Raw genomic sequence first — 3,992 nt, forward strand, 5'->3', positions numbered from 1 at the left:
GCCAGAGTGTCATACCACTTGTGGGGCTTTTTTTCTGTGCGGCGGCTTCTTTGTTTTCATCTTTCATTGCGACCTTAATTTTCGCGCGTATTTTCAAATTGTTCGGCGGCGGGTAGCTGGCTATTGACGATCAGGCGGAATAAATCCGGCTCGTTAATCAGCCTGACTTTTTGCATTCCGCCTTTGGTCTGAAGGGGGTGGTGTTTTACCACCCCCTTGCAGTGCAGCTTGATGGCGTTGACGGTATCGCTATATCCCAGCGCTTCGGCAATGTCTTTGCCGACAAACCAAGGTTCGCCTTGAATCTCGATTACGCGGATTGAAAAATCGTCGGTTTTGAATGGGATGATGTTCATGTTGTTGCTCCTTGCTTTGGGTTGAGGTGATTTGCTTCTTTAGTTTTAACTGCCGGAATTCCGGCAGTTTCCAAGTTCAGGATTTCCGGCATCGATTAGCCTTGATAAAGCCAGTCCAGTACCTCGCTGGCGCTTGCGACACCTGCGGCGCGGTTGTTTTCGGCGCGGGCTAGTGCGTTATCCAGCCATTGGCTGACCAGTCTTATCGTGGCGTACAGGTTTTCTTTGCGCAGCGCTTTGGGATTCTGATCAATCAACTGCTTGACCCCGCGCAGGTAGTGGGCGGCTTCATTCACTGGCACGATTTTTTGATAGCACATAGCGACTCTCCCTTAGAGGCTGGCGACATCGTTGGCGGGTAGTTGCGGCGGTTTCGCGGGGTTGATGCCGAGCTGGTGGGCGGACAGGCGGGCGCTTTGGCCCAAGGCGCGAAGCAGTGCGCCCAAGATGGACAGGCGTTCTTCCAGCGTCATATTTAAATCGGCCGGATTTTGCATAAACATGCTGACCAGCCGGTCGCGGGTGAGCACGCGGGTGTCTTGGCTTAGGCGGCGGCAGCGTTCATTGCCTTGGTGATCAACATCCAGCAGCCAGCGTGCGCTATGGTGTTCGTGAAGCGGGATGGTGAAGGTGAGGGTTTTGGTCGGCGCGGGCGGCGGGAGTGCTTTGCCGGTTAATGCCGCTTCCATTTGGTTAAACGCTTCGATATAGGCCAGCTTGAAGGCCAGCGCTTTCTTGCCGGTAAAGCCCATTGCGAGCAAGGTAAAGCCGTCGCGGGTGAGGTGGTAGGCTTTGCTTTCGCGGGTTGCGCCGTTGGCATTGGTCGCGCCGGTAATTTCTACCTGAATTGTGGTGGGCTGAAAATTAAGCCGACCAGAAACAGGCAAATCAGGGATTAACTTTTCAATAGCGGCGAGCACATTTTTATGCTGCTTGCCATACACGCGGGCGACTTCCGTGCTGCTGGTGACAGCGCGGCCTTCGATAAGCTGAACGGATGGATGAATGCTATGCGCCAGTTGCGGCACGTTGACGGGGTTAGTCATGGCAATGACTCCTGTGCTTACGGATTAAACCCGCCTTTCCGCTTGCACACGGGCGGACGGGACTGTATGGGTGTGCAAGACCGGGGCACAGTGACCGGCAGGCGTGACCGCCTCCCACACAGCCCGTCCATAACAGGACTTGCCATGCGTTGCGCAATAAAAAACCGCTGCTATCCGATAAAGGAAGGCGCGGTTTCTCTTTGCGCCTGTACCTACGGGCTTGCACACCCGCGCTGCCGTAAATCACGGCAACGAGGGCAAGCATAGCGGTGGTTTGGGGTTTGTCAAGAGGCATTGTTAAAGCGCCTGCTCATAGTGGTTTGCTTGCTCATCAAACTCATCGAGCAGCAGACCTAATTGCAGGGCAGCGCCCGCGAAGGCGGCTTCACAGCGGCGCTTGAAGTCCGGGTAGTCCACGGAACTGCGCGCAATCGCCGTGACCGCGTGAATCTGCGATTCCAGATGCGCCAGCCCGCGATCTGATAACCATTGGTGGTGCTTCTGTGAGATGCCCTTGCGGTTGCGGATTTCGCCCAGCAAGTCCTGTGGCAGCACCGGACAGTAGACCCAGCGCAAGGTGATCTGGCCGATGACGTGCGGCGGGTTTTGATCGTGCCCTTGGTAGCGCCAGTTGAAGAGGCGGTACAGTGCGCGGTAGTAGTCCGGATGAAAACGGCGCTCCCACGACGCGCAGGACTGGCGCAGCAGTTTGCTGATCAGCTCTTGCAGCGCATCCGGCGCACGGTGGTGCTGGTAGCCGGTGGCTTCATCGATCAACGCCACTTCGCCCGTGGCGGCCAGCGCACGCATGATTGTCAGGCAGTTGCCGACGATGCCCTTGCGGGCGCGATGCAGGGTGCCCGCGATGGCCGAGTCCACCACTGTGCTGGCGATGTCGGCGATAATGCCTGTGGGGAAGAACTGCGCTTTCTGGCCTGATGGCAGTAAAACGGTCGCCTCTTTTTTATTCAATGATGACAATGAGTTAGGTGCGATTTCCTGCAAAAAAGCAGCAAAACGGGCACCCTTTTGCCGCTCGGAAAAACCCAGCAGCTTTACGAGTTGGCGGCGGACGTAGCCGCGTTCGCCGGTGGTGAGTACGACCGCCTCGCAGTCGAGATTGCCGAAGTGCACAACGCCGTAGTGGCTGGCGGTGAGCATGGGCACGCTCGCGGCGGCATCCATCACTGAAACGTTTTTTGGCTTGCTCATCTCGCTACTCCCTGATTAAAGCGCCCGCTCGATATGGCGGATCAGCGTTTTCTTGATGTCTTGCCGGTTGTAGTCGTCGGCGACGGCGTATGCGCCTAACCGGTAGATACAGCTTTGGATTTGCAGCGGCCAGAGGGCGTCATTGATTTGCGCAAATGTGATGCGCTCTGCTGGTGCTGGTGCTTCTTTAATCGGGTATTCGGCAAGGTCTTTTTCAAACTGTTGCCAGCCTTGAATAATGCGCTGTCTTAGTTCGGGGTCACTTGAGTAGTCAACTGTTAGTTGATCACTGATGTCGCCCGCATCGTTTAATGAGGCGGCGATAAATAAGGCTTTGTCTGCGCCGGATACCAGTAGTTGTTGCTCAAGCTGTGCGCGGTAGTGCAGCGGTAATGGCCTGCCTTGTGTTTTGCGCAGGGTTTTATTGAGGGTTTTGGCCTCGGAAACGGTGCGTTCGTCCATCGTTAAACCGTCGAAGCTGGCCGATAGTTTGGTGCCTTCCAGTACGCCGACACAGGGATAGAGTTCTTGGCCTAATTGTTGTTCGGCGATGGGTCTTAATAGCGATTCGATTAAATGGCCTTTATCGAATATCGCTTGCTGATACTGATTCACTTCGGGCGTGATGCCGGTTTTCTTTTGTTTAAGCAGTGCGTCCCTTTTGGTGTAGGGGGATACGCCCAGCATGGCGGCGGCTTCGCTGGTATTAAAATGGGTTTGCCGGTGGTTGTGCCATTCGGCGGTGCCTTGTTGGAGTTCTATCAGGTTCATGATTTAACCTCCTCTTTGGCGGGTTCTTCTTTGGTTATCCAGATTTCTATTTTTTTGTCGATTTCTTCTGCCAGCAGGTCGATTAAAAAGTTTTCCAGTTCGTTGCGTGAGGCGCAGATGATTCCTTGTTCGTCTAAATATCGGTTGTAGCCTGTATAGAGCGCTTTGGCGGCAAAGGTTGCCAAGCTTTCTCGCAGGGCTTTGGCTTTAAACATGACTACCTTGTCTCTATCAAACCTGCTCATGGCTGTTCTCCTCTTCGCCTTCTTCTTTAACGGCCAGTGCACGGATTTGGGTTTTTTGTGCTTCGGTTAATTGGTATTTGCTGGATACCATGCCAATGATGCTTTCTGCGCTTTTGCCGTTTTCGATGGCGGTTTGCCATCCTGAAAGATGGCTTTGTAGTTGTTCTTGCGGGTAGGCGGGCAGGGTTTTAATCGGCGGCGGATTAAACGGCTCGGCTGGGGTAATGTCGCGAATTTCTTCGGCAATGGCTAATCCCATTAGCGCATCGGGGAATATATCGCGCAGGGCAAAGGCGCGTGCTCTGAGTTGTAGCATGCGTTTGGGGTATTGTTTCCAGGGACCTGCTTTATTAACGAGTCCG

The 3,992-nt window shown here is 54.4% G+C and carries 6 protein-coding genes and 1 pseudogene; all 7 read right to left on the reverse strand.

Features of this window, described 5'->3' with window-relative positions; all coding sequences use genetic code 11:
• Positions 1–74 precede the first annotated feature (74 nt).
• The gene (locus tag AXE65_RS04865; RefSeq protein ID WP_068388876.1) at positions 75–356 is read right to left on the reverse strand and encodes a BRO-N domain-containing protein; all 282 of its coding nucleotides are present in this window, start codon (positions 354–356) and stop codon (positions 75–77) included.
• A gap of 95 nt (positions 357–451) precedes the next feature.
• The gene (locus AXE65_RS04870) at positions 452–676 is read right to left on the reverse strand and encodes a hypothetical protein (RefSeq protein WP_068388879.1); all 225 of its coding nucleotides are present in this window, start codon (positions 674–676) and stop codon (positions 452–454) included.
• Positions 677–688: 12 nt separating this feature from the next.
• Positions 689–1,402, reverse strand: a complete 714-nt coding sequence (locus tag AXE65_RS04875; RefSeq protein ID WP_068388882.1) for a Rha family transcriptional regulator — start codon at positions 1,400–1,402, stop codon at positions 689–691.
• Positions 1,403–1,699: 297 nt separating this feature from the next.
• Positions 1,700–2,614 (reverse strand): P63C domain-containing protein, encoded by a 915-nt coding sequence (locus AXE65_RS04880; protein WP_204376520.1) that lies wholly within the window; start codon positions 2,612–2,614, stop codon positions 1,700–1,702.
• A 15-nt stretch (positions 2,615–2,629) separates the two neighbouring features.
• Positions 2,630–3,385, reverse strand: coding sequence for a lambda-exonuclease family protein (locus AXE65_RS04885; protein ID WP_068388885.1), 756 nt, complete (start codon positions 3,383–3,385; stop codon positions 2,630–2,632).
• Entirely contained in the window at positions 3,382–3,630 is a 249-nt protein-coding gene (locus tag AXE65_RS04890) for a hypothetical protein (RefSeq protein WP_153015392.1), read from the reverse strand. The genes AXE65_RS04885 and AXE65_RS04890 overlap by 4 nt, the downstream gene beginning before the upstream one ends.
• A pseudogene (locus tag AXE65_RS04895) lies at positions 3,617–3,992 on the reverse strand (recombinase RecT); the annotation flags it as partial. The pseudogene AXE65_RS04895 and the gene AXE65_RS04890, both read right to left, overlap by 14 nt.

The sequence above is a fragment of the Ventosimonas gracilis genome, assembly GCF_001580025.1.
GTDB lineage: Bacteria > Pseudomonadota > Gammaproteobacteria > Pseudomonadales > Pseudomonadaceae > Ventosimonas > Ventosimonas gracilis.

Coding starts and splice junctions, on each gene's coding strand:
- AXE65_RS04865 (WP_068388876.1), bottom strand. CDS start 356: ATGAACATCATCCCATTCAAAACCGACGATTTTTCAATCCGCGTAATC.
- AXE65_RS04870 (WP_068388879.1), bottom strand. CDS start 676: ATGTGCTATCAAAAAATCGTGCCAGTGAATGAAGCCGCCCACTACCTG.
- AXE65_RS04875 (WP_068388882.1), bottom strand. CDS start 1,402: ATGACTAACCCCGTCAACGTGCCGCAACTGGCGCATAGCATTCATCCA.
- AXE65_RS04880 (WP_204376520.1), bottom strand. CDS start 2,614: ATGAGCAAGCCAAAAAACGTTTCAGTGATGGATGCCGCCGCGAGCGTG.
- AXE65_RS04890 (WP_153015392.1), bottom strand. CDS start 3,630: ATGAGCAGGTTTGATAGAGACAAGGTAGTCATGTTTAAAGCCAAAGCC.
- AXE65_RS04885 (WP_068388885.1), bottom strand. CDS start 3,385: ATGAACCTGATAGAACTCCAACAAGGCACCGCCGAATGGCACAACCAC.